The 25,305-nt window shown below is 64.5% G+C and carries 3 protein-coding genes; all 3 read left to right on the top strand.

What is annotated here, in order from left to right:
• The first annotated feature begins 337 nt into the window (after positions 1–337).
• The 3 genes from DVJ77_RS21495 (at position 338) to DVJ77_RS17270 (ending at position 25,274) form a co-directional block, all read left to right on the top strand.
• Positions 338–712, top strand: coding sequence for an MbtH family protein (locus tag DVJ77_RS21495; RefSeq protein ID WP_225428061.1), 375 nt, complete (start codon positions 338–340; stop codon positions 710–712).
• A gap of 242 nt (positions 713–954) precedes the next feature.
• Positions 955–1,356: a hypothetical protein gene (locus tag DVJ77_RS17275; RefSeq protein WP_162791541.1), complete on the top strand. Its 402-nt coding sequence runs from the start codon at positions 955–957 to the stop codon at positions 1,354–1,356.
• Positions 1,353–25,274 carry a non-ribosomal peptide synthetase gene (locus tag DVJ77_RS17270; RefSeq protein ID WP_114846772.1) on the top strand — a complete coding sequence of 7,974 codons (23,922 nt, stop codon included), beginning with the start codon at positions 1,353–1,355 and terminating at the stop codon, positions 25,272–25,274. The genes DVJ77_RS17275 and DVJ77_RS17270 overlap by 4 nt, the downstream gene beginning before the upstream one ends.
• The last annotated feature ends 31 nt before the right edge of the window (positions 25,275–25,305 follow it).

Raw genomic sequence — 25,305 nt, 5'->3', positions numbered from 1 at the left:
CATTTTCTGAGTTAACTGACGAGATCGGTGCGCAGCCTTAGTACGCTGCAGCGGGCAGGGTGTCAGGACTATTGGGGGTTTAGGACACATCTATAAAGAGCACCGACAATTGGCTCGGCGTCGGTCGCTTCGATCGCATTTTTGAGAACTGCTTCGCATTGGATCGGTATCAATGCTTGTGGACGATTGCATTCGATCACGCATGAGCAATGCGTACGTGCGAGCAGGTCACGCGAAATGATGTTTTTCACGTTCCTGCGGCCAGTCGCAAGAACATGCTTATTGACAAGCCGCTCCGTGGTACTCGAAGAATACAGGCGATGAGTGCAATGGATTTGTGTCTGCATGGCTCTCTTCTGTTCATGCCTTAAAACGGATTCAAGATCAGATCGCCATGCATCAGCGTGGCGCGCTTCGCGTTTTCGTTGCAGGCCAATTCCGTGTGGTGAATGCGTTCGTCGTCCGCCCGGTCGATGACATTTTTTTTGCAGGAGCGTGCATGTCCAACCGTTCGATTCAGTCGGAAACGCTGTATGAAGTGGTGGTCAACCAGGAAACGCAGTATTCCATCTGGCCGTTGACCAAGGCCTTGCCGCTCGGGTGGGCGGAGGCTGGCAAGCAGGGTTCGAAAGAGGCCTTCCTGGCGTTCGTCAGTGAGGTCTGGGCGGATATGCGGCATCTTTCGCTTCGCGAAGAGATGCGCGTCAGTTAGTCCGCGCCGCAAGCGGAAAAATGCAATAAAGCAACGGCATCCTTTCCTGGGTCTATGACTCGCCAGATGGACGGCGCGGTTTGTTATGCGCCATGCATCTGACGCCACGCGCCTATTTGTGCGTATGCCCCAGGGGGCTGCTTGCCGAGTCTGCCGCACGTCACACCTGCGCCCGCCTGCCAGCGTCCTGGCGGATGGCGTGATTTGGGGTGGGATTGTGGCCCGAAATGTGTGCGTTACATGTGAAGAATGTACTGCTTTTCTCAGGACAGGGCTCGCACCATTTTCAGATGGGGCTTGAGCTATTCGATTGTGACGCGGGCTTTCGGGAAGCGATGCGTCACGCGGACGGCGTGGTACGCGCGCGTTGCGGCGAGACCCCCAATATCCGTCGCATCAGCGGGAAGGTTCTGCACGCCTTGCAAGAAGACTACGTCTGGTCCGCCGTGCGCGATGCGCCCATGCGGACCGCCATCAAGTTCTCGTTCGCAGCCCCCAACGTTCCCCTTATCGCCAACGCCACGGCGCGACCATACGACGAGCAGTGCATGGCAGAAACGCTGGCCATGCAGATTACGCCTGCTTCCTTGGTCACTGAGCAAGCGTTTCTCGAAGAGCACATCACAGGACAGGCACTAGCATGAGCACTCATCAGTTACCGCCCGGGGAAAACTCGTCTCTGTCGAACGGCAGCGCGAGCGATGACGCCACCATCCATACCGATGAAGGCGGGCCTATCGCGATCGTCGGCATGGCCTGCCGTTTTCCCGGTGCGGGAAACTATGAGCAGTTCTGGCAGAACCTGTGCGGCGGGTTGTCCGGCATCAGCGAGGTGCCCGAGAACCGCTGGGACAAGGAGGCGTTCTATTCGGCCGATCCTCGCGAGAAGAATAAATCCGTCAGCAAGTGGGGCGGTTTTGTCGATGGGGTGGAGTTCTTCGATGCCGATTTCTTCGGCATTTCGGCACGCGAAGCCCAGGTCATGGATCCGCAGCAGCGGATCATGCTGGAGCAGGCGTGGGCATGTATCGAAGACGCCGGCTATGACCCGAAGGTGTTCAGCGGAAGCAACACCGGCGTGTATATCGGCGTGTTCAATTTCGACTATGAAGATCGCCTTGGCGATGCACTCGATGCAATCGAAGGCCATGTTTCCACCGGGACGCACACCGCGCTCATTCCCAATCGCATTTCTTACTTCCTGAACTTGCACGGGCCGAGCCTGCCGATCGATACCGCCTGCTCGAGCTCACTGGTGGCGCTGCACAAGGCTGCCCACGCCATTCGCCGCGGCGAGTGCGACCAGGCCCTGGTCGGTGGCATCAGCGTGTTGTGCAGCCCGACGCATTTCATCTCCTTCTCCAAGACGGGCATGTTGTCCCCCGACGGAAGCTGCAAGAGCTTCGACGAACGCGCCAACGGCTACGTTCGCGGCGAAGGCGCCGCGATGGTTCTGGTCAAGCCGCTCGACAAGGCGGTTCGGGACAACGACCGCATCGTCGCGGTGCTGCGCGGGTCGGCGATGAATCACGGCGGCCACGCACGCACGGTGACTTATCCCGGCTCGCTCGCGCAATCGAACGTCGTGGCCGAAGCCTTGCGTCAGGCGAGCGTCCCGGTCAGCACGGTGAACTATGTCGAAGCGCATGGCACGGGAACGCCCAAGGGCGATCCGATCGAAGTGGAAGGGCTGAAGATGGCCTTCTCGCGGGTTGCCGCCGAGCAGGGCGAAACGCTGGAGGAACACTCCTGCGGCATTGGCAGCGTCAAGACCAATATCGGCCACCTGGAGTCGGTGGCCGGCCTGGCTGGCGTCATCAAGACCGTGCTGTGCATGAGGCATCAGTCGTTCCCGCCGCTGGTGCACTATCAAAAGCTCAATCCGCGCATCGCCTTTGACGGCAGTCCGTTCTTCATCGTCGACAAAGCGCAGCCGTGGCCTGCATTGCGCGACGACGCCGGCTTGGTGATACCTCGTCGTGCGGGGATAAGTTCGTTCGGCTTCGGCGGTGTGAATTCGCATGTGATCGTCGAGGAATACCGGGAACCCGAACTTGTCGAGAAGCGCGAGACAGCATCGGGGCCAGCCCTGATCCTGCTTTCCGCGAAAACCGTGCCGGTGTTGCGGGAAAGCGCCCGGCAATTACTGGGTGCGATCGCCTCGCCAGAAGCTCTCCGTCATGACCTGAGCGATCTCGCTTACACGCTGCAGGTTGGACGCCGGCCGATGGAGGCGCGGCTGGCCTTGGTAGCCGATTCGTTCGAGGCGGTGCAGACGCAGATGTCGGCCTGGCTTGCGGGCGACGCCGTGGATGTGTTGACCGGACAAGTCGGCGCGGAAGTCCTCACGCGCATCGCAGAAGAGCCGCCGTCCGATGATCAGCTTGCAAAACTGTTGTCCGAGCGGAACCTCACCGAGCTCGCGAAGCGGTGGGCCGCTGGTTATGAGCTCGACTGGGCGGGGCTTTACGGCACGAAGAAGCCTCGCCGCATCGCTTTGCCCACGTATCCCTTCGTCAAGGAAAAGCATTGGGTCGAAGCCGGCGCTGCGAAACAGACTTCCACGGCCCTGCATCCTTTGCTGCATTGGAATAGCTCCAACGTGGCGGGATTGCGTTTCAGCTCGCGCTTCGACGGCAACGAGTTCTTCCTGGCCGATCACGTCGTACAGGGCAAACGTACCTTGCCGGGTGCCGCGCAGCTGGAGATGGCCCGCTGCGCGATGGAGCGGGCGATGGCATGGCCGGCCGGCTCGTATCGTTTGAAAGACATCGTATGGATGCATCCGGTCGCAGCGGATACGGGGCCGGTCGATGTGGACCTCGCCTTGTTTCCGGAAACGGACGGTAAGGTCGATTTCGAAATCTACAGCGAGGGCGATGGCGAAGAGCCCGTGGTGTACACCCAGGGCACGGTGACGAAGGTCGTCTCCGAGCAGCCGGCTCCGCATGATCTCGAAGGCCTGCGCAAAAGCTGCGCAGATGTCCACTTGAGCGCGGAACAGTGCTATGCCGCTTTTGACAAAACGGGTTTGAGTTATGGACCCGGTCATCGCGGCCTGATCGAGCTGTTCGTGGGAGACGAACAGGCCCTGGCGCGTATCGCCTTGCCGGAAGCGTTGCGCGCATCGGAAGGCAGCTACGTGCTGCATCCCAGCTTGCTGGACGCCGCGCTGCAGGCGGCCATCGGCATGCGCGAAGGGGAGCGGGGTGCGGGCGAGAAAAGCCTGCTGTTGCCGTTTGCGCTCGGGGAGCTGGAGATCCTTGCACCGTGCACGCCGCAGATGTGGGCGGTCGTATATCGCCGTACCGGCGGTGCGATGCAGAAGTTCGACATCGATCTGTGCGACGAGAAGGGCGCCGTCTGCGTTCGTCTCAAAGAGTTCTGCGTACGCGCGGCGGCGACAGAGGCGGTCGAAGTGTCTTTGCGCACGGCCTTGTTGTCTCCGGAGTGGCGCGAAGCGTCGGCCGTAGGAGCGGAAACCTTCTCGCGGCGCGTGGTGTTCTTATGCGGTGTCGCGGATGTGCCGCAGCCGCAGATGCCGGGAGTCGAGTTCCATGTCGTCAACGCAGAAGACGATCTGGCGCACGCTTTCGAAGCCACGACCTGTCTTTTGCTGGAAAAGATCCAGGCGCTCTATGACTCGCCGGGTCGGCACCTGATCCAGATCGTGGTGCCGGATGAGGGTGTCGGCATGGCGTGGTCCGGTCTCGGCGGCATGCTGCGCTGTGCTCATCTGGAAAACCCGAACATCGTGGGTCAGGTGATCGCTGTCGAGCGCGGCCAGGACATCGCGCGCGTGCTCGCCGAGCATGGCGCCGGCGATTCGCCGCAGGTGCGTTACGTCGCCGGCAAGCGCATGGCGCTGGCCTGGAGCGAGTTGCCGCAGGCGGCGCATGTCTCATCGCCCTGGAAAGATCGCGGCGTCTACCTGATAACCGGCGGCGCCGGTGGATTGGGCCTGATCTTCGCCCACGACATCGCCAGTCGCGCGAAGAACCCCGTGCTGATCCTGGCTGGTCGTTCGCCGGCTACCGAGACGATGCTCGCGGGCGTTCGAGAACTCGAGCGATGGGGTGCGGTCGTGCGATATCGCGAGGTGGACGTCGGCGATGCCGCCAGCGTCACGCATCTGGTGCAGGGTATCCACGACGAATTCGAAAGCCTGGACGGCATCCTCCACGCCGCCGGTGTATTGCGCGACAGTTTCATGGTCAGAAAGACCGCGCAGGAAGTACGCGAGGTGCTTCGCGCCAAGGTGGCCGGCCTGGTCAATCTCGACCTGGCCAGCCGGGACATGGCGCTGGACAGCTTCATCTGCTTCGCATCGACCTCGGGTGCGCTGGGCAACGTGGGGCAGGCCGATTACGCGGCGGCCAACGCCTTTATGGACGGCTATATGACGTACCGGGCCGATCTGGTGCGCCAAGGCGCGCGCCGTGGCCGCACGCTCTCGCTCGACTGGCCCTTGTGGGAAGAGGGCGGCATGCAGGTCGATGCAGCGACCCGTCGCGCCATGACGCAAGATACCGGCCTGGTTCCGCTCCGTTCCAACAGCGGCCGCGAGGCCTTGGCGCATGCATGGGCCAGCGGGATGCCTCAGGTCCTGGTGGCTGAAGGGGCGATCGACCGTTTCAAGGCCAGTCTTGCGCATCACGCGAAACCTGCTGCTGCGCCGGAGGCCGCCAAAGCCGCCGCACCGGAAAACATCTCAGGAGATTTGCAGGAAAAGTCCGTCCGCTACTTCGTGCGCCTGCTGGCAGGCACCTTGAAGCGCCCGGCGCACAGCATCGACGCTCATGCGCCGATGGAAGCCTACGGCATCGATTCCATTCTCGTGATGGAGCTGACCCGAACTCTGGAGCAGGTATTCGGATCGCTTTCCAAGACACTGCTTTTCGAATACCAGACCCTTGCCGCGCTGGCCGGCTACTTTATCCAGCATCACCGCACGCGCCTGAGCGAACTGCTGGGCGAAACCCCCGTCGACATTCCGGTTGTGGAACCGGCAAGGAAAGAGGCGCCGCCAGAAGCCATCACGGCACCGTTGAGCCGGCGCCCTCGCTTCGGAACACAGGACAGCCGTTTCGGTAGCGGGAAACCCGAAGATGCGCTTCGCTCCGGTCCGATCACGGCGGCCAACGACACGGGAGCGATCGCGATCATTGGCCTGTCGGGACGTTATCCGCAGGCTGGCGACATAGAGACGTTCTGGTCGAATCTGAGCGGCGGCAAGGACAGCATCACTGAGATCCCGCTGGAACGCTGGGACTGGCGGCGTTACTACGACGCGGATCGCAGCAAGGTGGGAACCACCTATAGCAAATGGGGCGGATTCCTGGATGGGGTAGACCAGTTCGATCCGCTGTTTTTCAACATCTCGCCGCGAGAAGCGGAGCTGATGGACCCGCAGGAGCGCTTGTTCCTCGAGTGTGTGCACGGCGCGATGGAAGACGCCGGATATACGCGCGAGAGCGTGACGCGGCATGCCGGTGCCGGCCAGGAAGGCAGCGTCGGCGTCTTCGTAGGCGTGATGTATGAGGAGTACCAACTGTACGGCGCGCAGGCGCAGGCGCGCGGCCAGAATGTGGCGCTGCTCAACAGCGCGGCGTCGGTCGCGAACCGTATTTCGTACTTCTGCAACTTCCACGGTCCGAGCCTGGCGCTGGACACGATGTGCTCGTCGTCGCTGACGGCGATCCATCTGGCCTGCCAGAGCCTGCGGCAGGGCGGTTGCGCGGTGGCAATTGCGGGCGGCGTGAATGTATCGATCCACCCGAACAAATATCTGATGCTGGCGCAGGGCAAGTTCATCTCCGGCAAAGGACGTTGCGAGAGTTTCGGCGAGGGTGGCGAAGGTTATGTGCCGGGCGAAGGCGTCGGCGCGGTCTTACTCAAGCCGCTCGCACAGGCTATCGCCGATGGCGACCATATCTACGGGATCATCAAAGCCACCGCGATCAACCACGGCGGCAAGACCAACGGCTACACCGTGCCGAACCCGAACGCACAGGCGCAGGTAATCGAGCGGGCGTTGCGCGACGGCGGCGTGGATGCGCGGGCGATCAGCTACATCGAAGCGCATGGCACCGGAACCAGTCTGGGCGATCCGATCGAGATTGCGGGATTGAGCAAAGCGTTCGGCCACTGGACGCAGGACAAGCAGTACTGCGCGATCGGCTCGGCTAAATCGAACATCGGTCACTGCGAGAGCGCGGCGGGCATCGCCGGCGTCACCAAGGTATTGCTTCAGCTCAAGCACCGGCAATTGGCGCCGAGCCTGCACTCCAGCGTACTGAACCCGAACATCGACTTCGCCGGCACGCCGTTCGTGGTGCAGCAGACGCTGGGGCCGTGGGAGCGGCCGACGCTGGAAAAGGACGGAGCGACGCGGACGTATCCGCGTATCGCGGGCATCTCCTCGTTCGGTGCGGGCGGAGCGAACGCGCATGTGGTGATCGAGGAATACGAGGCGCCGGTGCGCACGGAAACGGCCAGCAACGGCCCGGCGCTGGTGGTGCTGTCGGCACGCAGCGAGGAGCAGTTGCAGGAGCAGGTAGCGCGGCTGTCGGCGTTCCTTGAGACACGGAAGGACGATGCCACGCCGCGGCTGGACGACTTGGCTTACACGTTGCAGGTAGGTCGCGAGGCGATGGACGAACGCCTGGGCATCGTGGCGCGCACGCTAGGCGAGCTGCGGGCAAAACTGGTCGCGTATCTGGATGGCGACACGGGGGGCGAGGACGTCTATCGCGGCCAGGTGAAGCGGACGAAAGAAGCGCTCACGGCGCTGGCCGGTGACGACAGCGTGGATACCCTGCTGGTCGCCTGGCTTGCACAAGGCAAGCACGGCAAGTGGCTGGACCTGTGGGTGAAGGGGCTGCCGGTTGTCTGGGAGAAGCTGTACGGCGAGACGAAGCCGCGCCGCATCAGTCTGCCGACCTACCCGTTTGCGCGCGAGCGCTACTGGATCGACACCGATGCAGCACAAGGCATCGAGGTAGCGACGGCGGGCGCGGTGCTGCATCCGCTCGTGCATCGCAATACTTCGAGTTTTTCGGTGCAACGTTTCAGTTCGCATTTCAGTGGCGAGGAATTCTTCCTGGCCGATCACGCGGTGCGTGGCCTACGGGTACTGCCGGGCGTGGCGCAGTTGGAGATGGTGCGCCGGGCCGTGCGCGAGGCGCTCGAAGACGATGGCACTTTGCAATTGCGGGATATTGCCTGGCTGCGCCCCGTGGTGGTGACGGAAGGGCTGGATCTGCATATCGCCCTGGTGCCGCAAGAGGACGGCGGTATCGGTTTCGAGCTGTATAGCGACGTCGAAGACGGCGATACCGTGCGTTATAGCCAAGGTCTGGTGACCGCCATCGCCGATGCGTCGGTGGCCATGGCGGCACACGACCTTGCCGTCTTGCGTGAGCAAAGCACCGCTTCCATGAGCGCGGCACAGTGCTACGCGCAGTTCGAACAAATGGGCCTGCACTACGGCCCGACCTTCCAGGGTTTGGGCGAGTTGTTCGTCGGTTCGCAACAGGTGCTGGCGCGGATCACCTTGCCGGCGGCCGCGCAGGCAACACAGGACGATTACGTCTTGCATCCCAGCCTGCTGGATGCCGCGCTGCAGGCCACCCTCGGATGGATGTTGGCGGCCGATGGCGCCCATGAGTCCACCTTGTGGTTGCCTGCCACCCTGGGTTCGATGGAGATGCTGGCGCCGTGTGCTGCCGACATGTGGGCAGTCGTGCGACGTAGCGCTGGCGACACCATGGACCAGGCATCGCAAAGGTTCGACATCGATCTTTGCGATGAAACGGGTTCGGTATGCATTCGTTTCCGTCGGCTTGAGTTGCGCTTGGCGAAGGCCATCGCCGAGTACGGTAAATCCTTGCAAACGCTGTTGATGATCCCGTCGTGGGACGCGCGGCCTGTCGCTCATCGTCATGCAGCGAGTCCCGTGTTCGCACAGCGCCGGGTGCTGCTGTTGGGCGTGAATGCTGTCGACGCCGATCGCGTACAGATGCAGATACCGGACGCAGTCCAACTGGGTTCTGCGGTCGGCGGCGATCTGTCGCAGCGCTACGAAGCGGCGGCCGTGGCGCTGCTGGAGCAGCTCCAGGGATTGAGCAGCCAGCCAGGGCAGCACCTGATCCAGGTGGTGGTGCCGTGCGACGGCGAAGGCGCCTTGCTGGCAGGGTTGAGCGGGATGCTGCGCACGGCGCAACTGGAGAATCCGCGCTTGTCTGGTCAGGTCATCCAGGTCGACGCCGGCCAGGACATCGCGCAGGCGTTGGCCGACAACCGCGGCAGCCTTGCCGCGCATATCCGTTATGCCGGCGGTGTACGCCAGGTCGCCGGCTGGGCCGAGTACGCGCAGGCAGCCGAGGCGCGCGCGCCATGGAAGCCGCAGGGTGTCTACCTGATTACCGGTGGTGCCGGTGGATTGGGCCTGATCTTCGCGCGCGAGATCGCGCGGCAGGCGAAAGGCGCCACACTGATCCTCACCGGGCGTTCGGCGCTGGACGAACGCATCCAGGCGCACGTTCGCGAGCTGGAAACCCTGGGCGCGGTCGTGCGCTATCACGCGGTGGATGTCGCCGATAAGGCAGCCGTGATGCGGCTGGTGCGCAGCCTTCCGGAAGACTATGAAAGCCTCGACGGCATCATCCACAGCGCCGGCGTGGTGCGCGACAGTTTCCTGATTCGGAAGACGCCGGCGCAGATGCGCGAGGTGTTCAGCGCGAAGGTGGCCGGTACGCTGAACTTGGATGAGGCAAGCGCGGATATGGCGCTGGACTGCTTCATCGTCTTCTCCTCGATCACCGGCGCGATCGGCAACGTAGGCCAGGCCGACTACGCGGCGGCGAACGCGTTCATGGATGCGTTCGCAAACTACCGCAGCGACTTGGCGGACCAGGGTTTGCGCCATGGCCGCACGCTGTCGATCAACTGGCCGCTGTGGGCCGAAGGCGGCATGCAAGTCGATGACGCGACGCGGCAGTATCTGTTGCGGGAAATCGGCATGACGCCATTACGCACCGCCAACGGCTGTGCGGCATTGACCCAGGCCTGGTCGAGCGGTGCGCCTCAGGTTCTGGTGGTCGAAGGTTTGCCGCATCGGCTGAAAGCCACGCTGTCGATGAAGGATGCGCCAGCGGAACCCGTTGCTGTCGCAGTCGAGACGAACAGCGTGGGCTCCGTGGCCGAAGACCTGCACGAGAAGACGGTACGCCACCTGGTGCGCACCTTATCGTCGACGCTGAAATTGCCGGCGCAGAAGATCGATGCGAGCGCGCCACTGGAAACGTACGGCATCGATTCCGTCATGGTCATGGATCTGACCGCCAAACTGGAAAAGGTCTTCGGCTCGCTGCCGAAGACACTGTTCTTCGAATACCAGACCATCGCGGCGCTGTCCGACTATTTCCTGAAACAGCATCGCGCTGCCTTGGTCGAGCTGCTCGGCGAGAAGGCGAATGTCGCCGCGCCGGCTGCCGTGGCGAAACCTCGCGACAGTGTGCGGGTCGCACCGATCCTGCAGCCTCGCTCGCGGTTCGCCTTGCGCCATGCGTCGCCGGCGCACGAAGCGATCGCGATCATTGGTCTGTCGGGACGTTATCCGCAGGCTGGTGACATAGAGACGTTCTGGTCGAACCTGAGCGGCGGCAAGGACAGCATCACCGAGATCCCGCTGGAGCGCTGGGACTGGCAGCGTTACTACGACGCGGACCGCAGCAAGGTCGGAACCACCTATAGCAAGTGGGGGGGATTCCTGGATGGGGTAGACCAGTTCGATCCGCTGTTCTTCAACATTTCTCCGCGGGAAGCGGAGCTGATGGACCCGCAGGAGCGATTGTTCCTCGAATGCGTGCACGGCGCGATGGAAGACGCCGGATATACGCGCGACAGCGTGGCGGTCGGTCAGGATGGCAACGTCGGCGTGTTCGTGGGCGTGATGTACGAGGAGTACCAACTCTACGGCGCGCAGGCACAGGCCCTCGGGCAGAACGTGTCGGTGTCCAACAGCTCGGCATCGATCGCCAACCGTATCTCGTACTTCTGCAACTTCCACGGTCCGAGCCTGGCGTTGGACACGATGTGCTCGTCGTCGTTGACGGCGATCCATCTGGCCTGCCAGAGCCTGCGGCAGGGCGGCTGCGCGGTGGCGATCGCGGGCGGCGTGAACGTATCGATCCATCCGAACAAATACCTGATGCTGGCGCAGGGTAAGTTCATCTCCGGCAAAGGACGTTGCGAGAGTTTCGGCGAGGGTGGCGAAGGTTATGTGCCGGGCGAAGGCGTCGGTGCAGTGCTGTTGAAGCCGCTCGCACAGGCTATCGCCGATGGTGACCATATCTACGGGATCATCAAAGCCACCGCGATCAACCATGGCGGCAAGACCAACGGCTACACCGTGCCGAACCCGAACGCGCAGGCGCAGGTAATCGAGCGGGCGTTGCGCGACGGCGGCGTGGATGCGCGGGCGATCAGCTACATCGAAGCGCATGGCACCGGAACCAGTCTGGGCGATCCGATCGAAATCGCGGGACTGAGCAAGGCGTTCGGTCATTGGACGCAGGACAAGCAGTACTGCGCGATCGGCTCGGCCAAATCGAACATCGGTCACTGCGAGAGCGCGGCGGGTATCGCCGGCGTCACCAAGGTATTGCTTCAGCTCAAGCACCGGCAATTGGCGCCGAGCCTGCACTCCAGCGTATTGAACCCGAATATCGACTTTGCCGGCACGCCGTTCGTGGTGCAGCAGACGCTGGGGCCGTGGGAACGCCCGGTAGTCGTAACGGATGGCGTCAGCAAGACTTACCCGCGTACCGCGGGCATCTCGTCGTTCGGCGCCGGTGGCGCCAACGCGCACGTAGTGATCGAGGAATACGAAGCACCGGCACGAGCCCATGTGGCGAGCCAAGGCCCGGCCCTGGTGGTGCTGTCGGCGCGCAGCGAGGAACGGCTGCGTGAACAAGTAGCGCGGCTGTCGGCGTTCCTGGACAGGCGCGAAGACGATGCAACGCTGCGTCTCGATGACCTGGCCTACACGCTGCAGATGGGTCGTGAGGCGATGGACGAGCGTCTGGGTATCGTGGTTCACACGCTGAGCGAACTGCGCTCAGCGCTGGCCGGTTACCTGGATGGCGAGACGAGCGGCGAGCAAGAGATCTACCGCGGCCAAGTGAAGCGGACCAAGGACGTGCTCAGGTCGCTGGCTGGCGACCCGGGGATGGATACCTTGCTGTCCGGCTGGGTCGCGCAAGGCCAGCACGGCAAGTTGCTGGACCTGTGGGTGAAGGGCCTGCCGGTAGCATGGGCGATGCTGTACGGCGCGTTGCTGCCGCGACGGATCAGCCTGCCGACGTATCCGTTTGCACGCGAGCGCTACTGGCTCGATACCCGTTCGCAAAACGTGGCGGCGTCCGCTGCTTCGGTGCTGCATCCGCTGCTGCACCGGAACACTTCCGATGTGGCGGGCCTGCGCTTTACCACGCGGCTTTCAGGCCATGAGTTCTATCTGGCCGACCATCGTGTGCGTGGAACGCGCGTCCTGCCAGGGGCCGCGCAGATGGAGATGGCGCGTTGCGCTGCGCGTGAAGCGCTCGGCGACGACCGCGGTTTGCAGCTGCGGGATATGGCGTGGACGCGCCCCGTGACCGTGAGCGCCGATGGCCTCGATCTGCATATCGCGCTCTATCCGGAAGCCTCCGGTGAGCTGCCGTTCGAGATCTATAGCGAAGGCGGCGACGGCGAGGCGGTGGTGTACAGCCGCGGCAGGCTGGCGGTAACCGAGTTGCCCATGGCGGCAACGCACGATCTGTCTGCGCTGCGTGGCGAGTGCTCCGCCGTTCATCTGGCAGCGGAGCAGTGCTATGCGCTGTTCGAGCAGATGGGCCTGCACTATGGGCCGACCTTCCAAGGGCTGGCGGAACTGTGGGTGGGGCCGGGACAGGTGCTGGCCCGCATTGCGCTGCCGGCCACCGCACCGCGGGAGGGCTATGGGCTGCATCCCAGCCTGCTCGATGCGGCGTTGCAGGCCACTGTCGGCATGCAAGTCGATACGGCTACCGGCAAGGCCGACGCCACGCCGGTGCTGCCGTTTGCGCTGGACGTGCTGGAGATGCTGCGTCCATGCACGCCTTCGATGTGGGCGGTAGTGCGCCCCAACGCCGGCAGCCATGCGAGTGACGTCGTGCGCAGGCTCGATCTGGATCTGTGCGACGAACAGGGCGCGGTATGCGTGCGTCTGCGTGGTTTCAGCCTGCGACCGATGCTGGGAGCACCGGTGGTGGCTAAGCCGTCGTCCGCGGCGCCGATCCAGACACTTATGTTCCAGCCCGCATGGCATTCGCGCCCGGCCGCGAAGGGTGAGAAGCCTGGCTACGCCAGTCATGTGGTGCTGTTGGGTGTGGATACGGATATCGCACACGTGCTGCCGGATGCGATCTGCGTGCGGCTGCCGACCGGACCCGATGCCGCAAAAGGCTATATGGATGCCGCGGGCGTCCTGCTGGAACAGCTCCAGACCTGGAACCGCGAGAGCGGAACCTTGTTGCTGCAGGTCGTCGTTCCCGATCGCGGTGTGCAACAGACCCTGCGTGGCCTTGGCGGCATGTTGCGTACAGCGCAATTGGAAAACCCTCGTATCGCTGGCCAGATCATCAGCGTCGAGCCGGGGCAGGATGTCGTCCGGGCGCTGCTGGACAACCGCGGCGACGACGCGCAGCAGGTGCGCTACGTCAACGGCGAGCGGCAGGTGGCGGGATGGGATGCGCATGGGGATGGCGCCGAGGCGCCTATCCCGTGGAAGGCACAAGGTGTCTACCTCATCACCGGTGGTGCCGGTGGGTTGGGCCTGATCTTCGCGCGGGAGATCGCGCGGCAGGCTCGCAACCCGGTGCTGATCCTGACCGGCCGTTCGGCGCTGAGCGAAAGCCTTCAGGCTAACCTCCGCGAGCTCGAAACACTGGGCGCGGTGGTGCGCTACCACACGGTGGATGTCACCGACGCGGCGGCGTTGACTGCGCTGGTGCACAGCATTCCGGAGGAGTTCGAAAGCCTCGACGGCATCATCCACAGCGCCGGCGTTCTACGCGACGGCTATCTGGCCGGCAAGACGCAGCAACAGTTGCGCGACGTGCTGGGCGCCAAGGTGGCCGGCACGCTGAATCTGGATGAAGCCAGCCGCGACATGCCGCTGGATTGCTTTATCACCTTCTCGTCGATTGCCGGCGCGCTCGGCAATATCGGGCAGGCCGACTACGCCGTGGGTAATGCCTTCATGGATGCGTTCGCGCACTACCGCGGCGAACTCGTGGCCAAGGGGCAGCGCCGCGGGCGCACGCTGTCGGTGAACTGGCCGTTGTGGGACGAGGGCGGCATGCAGGTGGACGCCGCGACGCGCGCCATGCTGGCGCGGCAGTTGGGCATGCATGCCTTGGAGACCGATAGCGGCATTGTGGCGCTGCGCCGGGCATGGGCCGGCACGCAGCACCAGTTGCTGGTGATGGCGGGCGATGCCGCGCGCATCCGCCAGGTGCTCTCGGGTCGGCCGGCGGCCCAGGCGCCTCGCGATGAAGCCGCCCCTGTGGCGCAGCCATCGTCGGACAAACTTGTGCGCGAACTGGTCGGCGTGGCTTCGGCACTAATCAAGGTTAAGCCGGAAGACATCGACGACGAGACGCCCTTGAGCGAGTACGGTTTCGATTCGATCACCTTCACCGAATTCGCCAACGCGTTGAACCAGCGATATGGGTTGGAGTTGAAGCCGACGGTCTTCTTTGAATACCCGGTGCTGGCAGGGCTGGCTGAGCACCTGGCGCGTGCGTACCTGGCGATCGCCGGAGCACCTGTCAGCGAAACGAGCGTAGCCGCGCGCGTCGCGACTGCGGCCATAACGACGCCGGCGGTGGAGTCCGCGCCGGTCATGGCATCCCAACGTCGCGCCGCGCGGGCATGGGGTCGCCCGGTGGAGTCCGGCAAGGAAGTGCCTCTGCGTAACATCCAGGAGGCACCGACCGTCGTGGCGCCGCCGATACCGGGAGGGATACCGCGCGTGTCGCGCGGCGCGGCGCTGCCGCTGTCGTTCGCTCAGCAGCGCCTGTGGTTCCTCGACCAGTACGAGTCCCGCCGCGAGATCTATAACCTGGCCGCCGCTGCGCGCCTGACGGGGCGGCTCGACGTGGACGCGCTGGCGCGCACGCTCAATGAAATCGTGCGTCGCCATGAAGCGCTGCGCACCACGTTTGCGCTGGCGGGGGACGAGCCGGTACAGCGCATCGCGGTGGCGCCATCGTTGGCGCTGCCGGTGATGGACCTGAGTCAGCTGCCGCCCGCGCAACGCGAAGCGGAGGCGCGCCTGCGCTTGCAGGAAGAGGCGGTCGCTCAATTCGATCTGTCGACAGGGCCGCTGATCCGCCCGAGTCTGCTCAAGCTGGCCGACGAAGAGCATGTCCTGCTGCTGGCGATGCACCACATCGTGTCGGATGGGTGGTCGATGGGCGTGGTGGTGCGCGAGATGGCGGCCCTGTACGCCGCCTTTGTCGAAGGGCAGCCGTCGCCGCTGCCGGAGCTGCCGATCCAGTACGCCGACTTTGCGCACTGGCAGCGGGCCTGGTTGCGGGGCGAGGTGCTGGAGCGCCAGTTGAATTATTGGAAGCGGCAACTGGCGGACAGCCCGAGCCTGCTGGCGCTGCCGACCGACCGGCCGCGTCCGCCGCAGGCCAGCCATGCGGGTGCGACGGTGCCGTTCGCCATACCGGCGGCACTGGTGACGCAACTGCAATCGCTGGGCCGAGGTACGCAGAGCACACTATTCATGGCGTTGAGCGCGGCCTTCAACGTGCTGCTGGCGCGCTATTCGGGACAGAGCGATATTTGCATCGGCACGCCGATCGCCAACCGCAATCGCGCGGATATCGAGGGCCTGATCGGCTTCTTCGTCAATACGCTGGTGCTGCGCACGCAAGTGGATCTGCAACGCGGCTTCACCGAGCTGCTCGGGCAGGTACGCCAGCACACGCTGGAGGCGTATGCCCACCAGGATGTGCCGTTCGAGCAGTTGGTGGAAGCGCTGCAGACGGAACGCCATACCAGCTACACACCGCTGTTCCAGGTGATGCTGGTGTTGCAGAACATGCCGACGGACGAGCAGTTGCTGCCGGGGCTGTCGCTGAGCCTGAAGGAAAGCGAGAGTGTCACCTCGAAGTTCGACCTGACGCTGACTCTGGCGAAGGGGCGGGATGGCCTGGAGGGTTGTTTCGAGTACAGCACCGAGCTGTTCGACGCCCGCACGATCGAGCGGATGGCCGGCCACTTCAGCCGCTTGTTGCAGGCGATCGCGGCCGAGCCGGAACGCCCGGTGGGCGAGCTGGCGATGCTGGACGAAGCCGAGCGTCACCAGTTGCTGTATGCGTTCAACGATACGGGCAAGGTGGTTCCGGGCACCACGCCTGACGCGCGCAGGCTGCACGAGCTGTTCGAAGCGCAGGCGTCGCTAACCCCGCACGCTGTCGCCGTGACCTACGAGGACGAGTCGCTGTCCTACGTGGAACTCAACGCGCGGGCCAACCGCCTGGCCCGCCATCTGCGCAGCCTGGGCGTGGGGCCGGACGTGCTAGTGGGCCTGTGCGTACCGCGCTCGGTCGAAATGATCGTGGGCCTGCTCGCCGTGCTGAAGGCCGGCGGCGCCTATGTGCCGCTCGACCCGGCGTATCCGGCCGACCGTCTTAGCTACACCCTGGCCGACAGCGCGCCGGTGGCGGTGCTGGTCAACGGCTGGGAAAACCTGCCGCCGGCGGTGCAGAACATGCTGCTGGCCTCGGCAGCGCCGGTGCTGGATCTGCGCAGCGGCGCGCAGGCGTGGGCGAATGTGGACTCCGGCAATCTCGACGCCGCATCGATCGGCCTGCAAGCGCATCACCTCGCCTACATCATTTACACCTCCGGCTCCACCGGCCAACCCAAAGGGGTGATGGTGGCGCACGGCAACGTGATGCGGCTGCTGTCGTCCACCGATCATTGGTACGGCTTCGGGAAGCACGACGTGTGGACCTTGTTCCACTCGTTCGCCTTCGACTTCTCGGTGTGGGAGATCTGGGGCGCGCTCGCCTATGGCGGCAAGCTGGTGGTGGTGCCGCAGGCGGTGACGCGTTCGCCGTCGGAGTTCTATGACTTGCTATGCGAGCAGGGCGTGACCGTGCTCAATCAGACGCCGAGCGCGTTCCGCCAATTGATCGCCGCGCAGGGCGAGCAGGGCAAGGCGCATCGTTTGCGTTACGTGGTGTTCGGCGGCGAGGCGCTGGAGCTGAGCGCGCTCAAGCCCTGGTACGAGCGGCCGGTGAACGCCGCTACGCGCCTGGTCAATATGTACGGCATCACCGAAACGACCGTGCACGTGACCTATCTGGCGCTGGAGCCGTCGGATGCCTATCGCGTCGGCCCCAGCCCGATCGGCCGGCAGATTCCCGACCTGCAACTCTATGTGCTGGACGCGCATCGCCAGCCGGCGCCGATCGGCGTGGCCGGCGAGCTCTATGTGGGCGGCGCGGGCGTGGCGCGCGGCTATCTCAACCGGCCGGAACTCACGGCCGAGCGCTTTATCGCCCATCCCTTTATCGACAGTAGGCATGTCGACGATCCGCAGGCGAAGCTCTACAAGACCGGCGACGTCGGCCGCTGGCTGGCGGATGGCAGCGTCGAATACCTCGGCCGCAACGATGAGCAGGTCAAGATCCGCGGCTTCCGCATCGAGCTGGGCGAGATCGAGGCGCGCGTCGCCGATCATCCGGCGGTGCGCGAGGCGCTGGTACTGGTGCGCGAAGACCAGCCCGGCGACAAGCGGCTGGTGGCCTACGTGGTGGCGCGCGACGGGCAGGCCATGCCCGATGAGACGCAGTTGCGTGCCGCAGTGGGCAAGCACCTGCCTGAGTACATGGTGCCGAACCATTTCGTGGTGCTCGACAGCTTTCCGCTGACGGCCAACGGCAAGCTCGACCGCAAGGCGCTGCCGGCGCCGGATACGACTCGTAGCGAGGCGGCTTATGTCGCGCCGCGCACGCCGGTGGAGGAAGTGATTGCCGGTATCTGGGCGGAAGTGTTGAAGCTGGACAAGGTCAGCGTCCACGACGATTTCTTCGCCCTGGGCGGCCACTCCTTGCTCGCCATTGCGATGATCGAGCGGATGCGCCGCGTGGAGCTGTCGGTGGATATCCGCCAGTTCTTCGCCGAGCCCACCGTGGCGGCGCTGGCCGTGGCGGCGAGCAAGGGTGGCAGCGAGATCGCGGTGCCGGCCAACGGCATTCCGGCCGGCTGCACGCGGATCACGCCGGACATGGTGACGCTGGTGCCGCTCAGCGACGAAGAGCTCGCCGCTATCGCCGAACGCGTGCCGGGCGGTGCCGCGAATATCCAGGACATTTATCCGCTGGCGCCGGTGCAGGAGGGCCTGCTGTTCCATCACCGCATGGCGGAAGAGCGCGATGCGTACCTGATGGAGATGCTGTGGGCGTTCGAGACGCGCGACCTGCGCGACCGGTTCGTGGCGGCGCTGGAGACGGTGATCGCGCGGCATGATGCCTTCCGCACGGCCATGCACTGGGAAGGTCTGGCCGAACCGGTGCAGGTGGTATGGCGACAGGCACCGCTGCCGCTCGAAGAGGTCAGCCTGGACCAGAGCGGCGATGTGGCGGCGCAACTGAGCGAGCGCTACAACCCGCTGAACTATCGCTTGGATGTGCGGCAGGCGCCGCTGATCCGCTGCTTCGTGGCGGAGGATGCGAAGCAGGGCCGCTGGCTGATGCAGGTGATGCTGCATCACCTGATCGACGACAACACCTCGCTCAAACTGTTGATGGGCGAGTTGAAAGCCATCCTCGAAGGGCAGGGCGGCACGCTGCCCGAGCCGCTGCCGTACCGCAACTTCGTGGCTCAGGCTCGACTCGGTGTAAGCCAGGCGGAGCACGAGGCGTTCTTCCGCCCGATGCTGGCGCATGTCGACGAGCCCACTGCACCGTTCGGCCTGCTGGATGTGCAGGGCGACGGCACGGATATCGCCGAGGCACAGCTCAAGTTGGAGACCTTGCTGGGGCGGCGCCTGCGGCAACAGGCGCGCAAGCTCGGCGTGAGCGCGGCCAGCCTGATGCACCTGGCGTGGGCGCAGGTGCTGTCGCGCCTCTCGGGGCGGCAGGACGTGGTGTTCGGCACGGTGCTGTTCGGCCGCATGCAGAGCGGCGAAGGTGCGGACCGCGTGCTGGGCATTTTCATCAATACGTTGCCGGTGTGCATTCCCACCGGCGCGAAGCCGGTGCTCGACGGCGTGCGCGATACGCACGCGACCCTGACCCGGCTGCTGCGACACGAGCACGCGTCGCTGGCCCTGGCGCAGCGCGCCAGCGGTGTGGCCGCGCCGACGCCGCTGTTCTCGTCGCTGCTCAACTATCGCCACAACGCCGGCGCCGACGCGTCCGCTATCGACGTGCTGGAGGGCATGCGGCCGATCAAGGTGAAGGAACGCACCAACTATCCGTGCCTGGTGTCGATCGACGATTCGGGCGACGGCTTCGGTATCGCGGTGCAAATCCCGGGCGAGGATCGCGCGCGGCGGGTATGCCAGTACATGCATACGGTGCTTGGGGAACTGGCCGACGCGCTGGAGAACCAGCCGGAGGCGTCGATGGACAGCCTGGAGGTGATGCCGGTCGCCGAGCGGCAGTTGCTGTTGGATGAGTGGAACGCCGCCACGGTGGTGGCGTCGTCAACCGGGACGCCGGCCATCCAGGGTTTGTTCGAAGCTCAGGCCGCGCGCACGCCGGATAGCGTGGCGGTCATGCATCGCGGCACCGAGTTGAGCTATGCCGAGTTGAACCGGCGTGCCAATCGCCTGGCGCACCATCTGCGGCGCCTGGGCGTCGGTCCGGATGTGCTGGTGGGCGTATGCATGGCGCGCACGCCCGACCTGCTGGTGAGCTTGCTCGCCGTGCTGAAGGCTGGCGGTGCCTATGTGCCGCTGGACCCGACCTATCCGCCGGGGCGCATCGCGACGATGCTGCTCGATGCGCAGCCGCGAGTGCTGCTGACGCAGGAAGCATTGCCGTTGGCGTTGCCTGTGGTGGATGGGATGACGGTGATCCGTGTCGATGCCGTCGACGCGTTGTGGACCGGCGAGCGCGACGACCATCCTTCATCCGTTACCCGTGGCGATCACCTGGCTTACGTGATCTACACGTCAGGCTCGACCGGCAAACCCAAGGGGGTGGGGATTCAGCACCGCAACGCGGTGGCCTTTATCCATTGGGCTCAGGCCACCTTCGACCGCGACAGTTTGAGCAAGGTGCTGGCCTCGACCTCGGTCTGCTTCGACCTGTCCATCTTCGAGCTATTCGTGCCACTCAGTCAGGGCGGTGCCACCTGGCTGGTCGACAACATCCTCGACTTCATGGAGCACGCCGACGCGCTGCCGGTGACGCTGGTGAACACGGTGCCGTCAGCCATGGCGGAAGTGCTGCGCGGCCGCGGGCTGCCGGCGTCGGTGAAGGTGGTGAACCTGGCGGGCGAGGCGCTGGCGAACACGCTGGCGCAGGCGTTGTATCAGCAGCCGTCGGTGGAGAAGGTCTACAACCTGTACGGTCCATCGGAAGACACGACGTATTCGACCTTCACCCTGGTGATGAAAGGATCGACCACGTCGGTGTCGATCGGTCGACCGATTGCAGGCACGCAGACCTACATTCTCGATGCGCAGTGGGAGCCGGTGCCGCTGGGCGTGGCCGGCGAGCTGTTCATTGCCGGTGACGGCCTGGCGCGCGGCTATCTGCAACGGCCGGAACTGACGGCGGAGAAGTTTGTCCCGAACCCCTTCAGTGCCGTGCCGGACGCACGCATGTACCGCACCGGCGATCTGGTTCGCTACCGGGCGGATGGCGAGATCGAGTACCTGGGCCGTATCGATCACCAGGTGAAGGTGCGCGGCTTCCGCATCGAGCTGGGCGAGATCGAGTCCGCGCTGCAGGCGCTGGCCAGCGAAGTGGTGGTGCTGGCGCGCGAGGACCACGCGGGCGACAAGCGTCTGGTGGCTTATCTGGTCGCGCACGAAGGGCAGACGCTGCCCGACGAGGCCAATCTGCGGGCGCTGCTGTCGCAGACGCTGCCCGAGTACATGGTGCCGAGCTACTTCATCGTGCTGGAACGGATGCCGCTGACGCCGAACGGCAAGGTCAACCGCGGTGTGCTGCCGGCGCCGGACATGACACGTAGCGAGGCGGGCTATGTGGCGCCGCGCACGCCCGCGGAAGAGATCATGGCGGGCCTGTGGGCCGAGGTGCTGAAGCTGGATCGGGTCGGCATGCACGACGACTTTTTCGCACTGGGTGGTCACTCGCTGTTGGCGACACAGTTGGTGTCACGCGTGCAACGTGCCTGGCGCGTCGAACTGCCATTGCGTGCCTTGTTCGACGCACCCACGGTGGCGGCATTGACGCATCGGGTGGCCGATGCCGATACCGGGGACGGCGCTCCGCCGCTGCAGCCGGTAGGACGCGATACGCCATTGGCGTTGTCGTTCGCCCAGACGCGCCTGTGGTTCCTCGATCAGCTCGATCGCCAGAGTGCGCTGTACAACATCCCGCTGACGTTGCGTCTGTCAGGCGATCTGGATATCGATGCGCTGGGCCGTACGCTCGATGAGATACTGCAACGCCACGAGGCGCTGCGCACACGATTCGCGGACCAGGAAGGCTCGCCCGTGCAGATCGTGATGCCGGCCACGGCCTTGCTGCTGGCCCTGAGCGATCTCTCCGAGCTGCCATCGAGGGAACGGCAGGTGGAAGCGCACCGCCTGTTGATGGAAGAAACGCAGACGCCGTTTGACCTGGAGTCCGATCTGCTGATCCGCGGCGCACTGCTGCGACTCGATGCGCAGGAGCACATCCTGCTGCTGACCATGCACCACATCGTGTCGGATGGCTGGTCGATGGGCGTGGTAGTGCGCGAGATGGCGGCGTTGTACCAGGCCTTTACCGAAGGCCGGCCGTCGCCGTTGCCGGAGTTGCCGATCCAGTACGCCGACTTTGCGCACTGGCAGCGTGAGTGGCTGCGCGGCGAGGTGCTGGAGCGACAGCTCAGTTACTGGAAACGGCAGCTCGCCGATAGCCCCAGTCTGCTGGCCTTGCCCACGGACCGGCCGCGTCCGCCGCAGGCCAGTCACGTGGGTGCGACGGTGCCGTTCGCGATACCGGCGGCACTGGTGACGCAACTGCAGTCGCTGGGCCGGGGTACGCAGAGCACGCTGTTCATGACGCTGTGCGCGGTCTTCAACGTGCTGCTGGCCCGCTATTCGGGGCAGAGCGACATCTGCATCGGCACGCCGATCGCCAACCGCAACCGCGCCGACATCGAAGACTTGATCGGCTTCTTCGTCAACACGCTGGTGCTGCGCACCCAGGTGGATCTGACACTCGACTTCGATGGCTTGCTGCAGCAAGTGCGACAGCACACGCTGGATGCGTATGCGCACCAGGACGTGCCGTTCGAGCAACTGGTCGAAGCGCTGCAGCCGGAACGCCACACCAGTTACACACCGTTGTTCCAGGTGATGCTGGCGCTGCAGAACATGCCGATAGGCGAGCTGACCCTACCGGGCGTGTCGATGAACCTTCTGGAAAGCAACGGCGTCACCGCCAAGTTCGACCTCATGCTGACCCTGACCGAAGGCAGGGAGGGCTTGCAGGGCTGCTTCGAGTACAGCACCGAGCTGTTCGAGGCGCGCACGATCGAACGCATGGCGGGGCACTTCACCCGCCTACTGCAGGCGATCGTAGCCGAGCCGGGCCGCCCGGTCGGCAAGCTGACGATGCTGGACGAAGCCGAGCGTCACCAACTGCTGTATGCGTTCAACGACACCGCTACGGCTTATCCGGACCTCGAACCCAACACGCAGACGTTGCATGAGTTGTTCGAAGCCCAGGCGTCGCGGACGCCCGAGCAGGTGGCCGTGGTGTACGAAGGCGAGTCGCTGACCTATGCGGAACTCAACCTTCGGGCCAACCGTCTGGCGCGTCATCTGCGCACGCTGGGCGTCGGTCCGGACGTACTGGTGGGATTGTGCGTGGAACGGTCGGTGGCGATGATCGTCGGCCTGCTGGGTGTGTTGAAAGCCGGCGGGGCCTATGTGCCGCTCGATCCGAGTCACCCTTCGGATCGTCTTGCAGCCATCGTGGACGATGCGAAGCCGGTTGTGATCTTGACGCAACAGCCTGTGCGCGATGCGGTGCCAGCGGGACCAGATTCGCCGCTGTTCTGTCTGGATAGCGACGCGGATGCATTGGCTGCTTACAGCGACAGCAATCTGGATCACCATGCCCAACCGCACAACCTGGCCTATGTGATCTACACCTCAGGCTCGACTGGCATGCCCAAGGGCGTCATGGTCGAACATCGTTCCATTCTGAACCTCTGGTTGAGCCTGGAACGCGTGGCCTTCGCCGAATGCGGACAAGCGGCGAGGGTGGGTCTGAATGCATCGGTGACGTTCGATGCGTCCGTGCAATCGCTGACGCAATTGCTGTCGGGACGGACGCTGGTTATTTTTCCGCAGTCCTTGCGCACGGAGAGCACCGCGCTCCTCGCCTATATCTGGCAGCAGCAACTAGTGGCTTTCGACTGCACGCCGGTGCAACTGGAGATGCTGCTTGATGCGGGATTGCTGGCGTCGTCTGGCCACGAAGCGGCACTGAAAACCATCTTGGTGGGTGGAGAGGCGCTGTCGTTGCCGCTTTGGCAGCGCTTGCGGCAGGCGAGCGGAATCGATTTCTACAACGTCTACGGCCCGACCGAATGCACGGTGGATGCGACAGCTTGTGCGTTGCGTGACGCTGGCGACTGGCCAAGCATCGGCGGGCCGCTCGGCAATGTGCGCGTGTACATTCTCGATGAGCACGGGGAACCGGTGCCCGTGGGGGTGGCGGGTGAGATCTACATCGGCGGTGTCGGTGTGGCGCGCGGATATCTGAACCGTCCGGAGCTGACGGCGGAGCGTTTCCTGCCGGATCCCTTCCTCGCCGACCCGCATGCGCGGATCTATAAGACCGGCGATCTGGGGCGTTGGCGGACCGGCGGAAGCATTGAATATCTTGGGCGCAACGATTTCCAGGTAAAGATCCGTGGTTTCCGCATCGAGCTTGGCGAGATCGAGGCGAAGTTGACTGCGTGCACTGGAGTACGCCAGGCGCTGGTGCTGGCGCGCGAGGACAGCGTCGGCGATAAGCGGCTGGTGGCGTACCTGGTGGCGTACGAAGGGCAGAGCTTGCCCACGGAGGCACAACTACGCGCGATTCTCTCGCAGACCTTGCCCGAGTACATGGTGCCGAGCCACGTCGTGGCGCTCGAACGCATGCCGCTGACACCCAACGGCAAGGTCAACCGCGGTGCGCTGCCGGCGCCCGACATGACGCGCAGCGAGGCAGGATACGTCGCGCCGCGCACGCCGATCGAAGAGACCATGGCGGTCCTATGGGCCGAGGTGTTGAAGCTCGACCGGGTCGGCGTCCACGACGACTTCTTTGCGCTGGGTGGTCATTCGCTGCTGGCGGTGCAACTGGTTTCGCAGTTGCGCAAGCGCGCCGGAATCGAGATGGAGCTGCGTCATCTGTTCTCGCATCCGACCCTTGGCGCCTTGGCGGCCTTCATCGATTCGAGCAAGGTTTCGTCGCGGCATCCGAACCTCGTCCCCATCCGCACGCATGGGCGATCGACACCGCTGTTCCTGATCCACCCCATCGGTGGCGAAGTGCAATACGCCTTCGACCTGACCAGGCACCTGGATGCCGACCAGCCGGTCTACGCACTGGCGGCCAGCGGCATCGCCGCCGGCGAAACGCCGCACGCAAGCATCGTTGGGATGGCGCGCGTGTATCTGGAGGCCATGCGGCACGTGCAAGCGTCTGGTCCGTACCTGGTGGCGGGCTGGTCGCTGGGCGGCATGATCGCGTACGAGATCGCCTGCCAGTTGCTGGCCGCGGGCGAGGAAGTGGGCTTTGTCGGCATGATCGACACCGGGAGCAGTCCGCACCTGCGGGAGGAGCTGCTTGCGAACGAAGCCGACTTCGACGAATGCCGCGCGCTGATGCACTGGATCGCCGATCTGCAATCGCCAAGCGGCGACGTGCGGCAGCATCCCGCGCATGCCGAACTGATGGTCTGTGCCGAACGCGGCGATGTCGACGCGATGATCGCGGTGTCCCAGCGCGAAGGCCTGCTGCCGGCGCACCTGGACATGGCGCTGATGAAGCGCGTGCTGGCGGTCTACCGCGCGGGCGCCACGGTGGCGGTGGAGTACGAAGCGCCGTCTACGGCCACGACGGTGACTTACTTCGCCGCCGATCGCGGCGAAGGCGAGGATGTGTCGTTCGGCTGGGGCGAACTGCTTGGGGACAGCCTGGAGATCATGCGCATCGGCGGCAGCCATACGTCGATCGTCAAGGCACCGCGCATCGAGAAACTGGCGCGCGAGATCGCGCGGCGACTCAGGCGCCGCTCGCCAAGCGCCGAGTTATCGTCGGTCTAACCACCATCACACAGGTTTCAGGACAACACAC

Origin of the sequence: Dyella tabacisoli (assembly GCF_003350925.1) — a bacterium.
In the GTDB taxonomy this organism is placed as follows: Bacteria; Pseudomonadota; Gammaproteobacteria; order Xanthomonadales; family Rhodanobacteraceae; genus Dyella_C; species Dyella_C tabacisoli.
This window is presented reverse-complemented; position numbering and strand designations above follow the sequence as displayed.

What these genes read in the sequence shown, in the direction of transcription:
- DVJ77_RS17270 (WP_114846772.1), top strand. Translation starts at nt 1,353, where the DNA reads ATGAGCACTCATCAGTTACCGCCCGGGGAAAACTCGTCTCTGTCGAAC.